Annotated in this window: 1 protein-coding gene; it reads left to right on the top strand. The window is 65.7% G+C overall.

From position 1 onward, the window contains the following. Positions 1 to 69 precede the first annotated feature (69 nt). Positions 70 to 1,169 (top strand): IS3 family transposase gene (locus EIM47_RS15610; RefSeq protein ID WP_125077420.1). Its coding sequence is split into 2 segments (ribosomal slippage): positions 70 to 328 and positions 328 to 1,169, totalling 1,101 coding nucleotides; the frame shifts between segments, so codons are not numbered across the junction. Positions 1,170 to 1,201: the final 32 nt, after the last annotated feature.

The following is a 1,201-nucleotide window of genomic DNA, read 5'->3' as shown; positions in this document are numbered from 1 at the left end:
GCGACGTCCCCCCGGTTTTGAGTAGCACGGCGATTTGGAGTCCAATCCCCAACGAGACGGAGATTGGACGTGAAGAAGCGCTTTTCCGAAGAGCAGATCATCGGCTTCCTGCGTGAGGCCGAGGCTGGCGTGGCGGTGAAGGACCTGTGCCGCCGGCACGGCTTCAGTGAAGCCTCGTACTACCTGTGGCGCAGCAAGTTCGGCGGCATGAGCGTGCCGGAGGCCAGGCGACTCAAGGAGCTGGAGGCGGAGAACACGCGGCTGAAGAAGCTGCTGGCCGAGCAGATGTTCGAGAACGACGTGATCAAGGACGCCCTGCGAAAAAAGTGGTGACCGCACCGGCCAGGCGCGAGCTGGTGCGGCATCTGGTGGGCAAGGGACTGAGCGAGCGACGATCGCTGGCGGTGGTGCGCATGAGCGCCAGCGCCTACCGCTATGCGCCGCGTCCGGACCGCAATGTCGAACTGCGGGCGCGGATCCTGGCGCTGGCGCAGCGGCACAAACGCTACGGCGTCGGGATGATCCACCTCAAACTCAGGCAAGCGGGGTTGCTCGTGAACTACAAGCGCGTTGAACGGCTGTATCAGGAAGCGAGGCTGCAGGTGCGGCGGCGCAAGCGCAAGAAGATATTGCCGGGCGAGCGCCAGCCGCTGGTGCGGCCGAGTGCGGCCAATCAGGTGTGGTCGATGGACTTCGTGTTCGACCGCACCGCCGACGGGCGCGCCATCAAGTGCCTGACGATCGTCGATGACGCCACCCACGAAGCGGTCGCGATCGAGGTGGAGCGTGCGATCTCAGGACTTGGCGTGACGCGCGTGCTCGACCGTCTGGCGCGCTCGCGCGGGCTGCCGCAGGTGATCCGCACCGACAACGGCAAGGAGTTCTGCGGCAAGGCGATGGTCGCCTGGGCGCACGCGCGTGGCGTGCAGTTGCGCCTGATCCAACCGGGCAAGCCGAACCAGAACGCCTACGTCGAGTCGTTCAACGGCCGCCTGCGCGACGAGTGCCACAACGAACACTGGTTCACCCACCTGCTGCACGCCCGGACCGTCATCGAAACCTGGCGCCGGGAATACAACGAGGAGCGGCCAAAGAAGGCATTGGGCGGGCTGACACCGAGCGCCTACGCGAAGCAACTGGCATCGGCTACCATCCACCCCGGACTCTAAATCGCCCCGCTACTGAAGGCGGGGGGGCGTCG

Origin of the sequence: Pseudoxanthomonas sp. SGT-18 (assembly GCF_003931645.1) — a bacterium.
Taxonomy (GTDB): Bacteria; Pseudomonadota; Gammaproteobacteria; order Xanthomonadales; family Xanthomonadaceae; genus Pseudoxanthomonas.
Note: the sequence above shows the minus strand (reverse complement) of the source record. Positions and strands in the feature narration are given on the sequence as shown.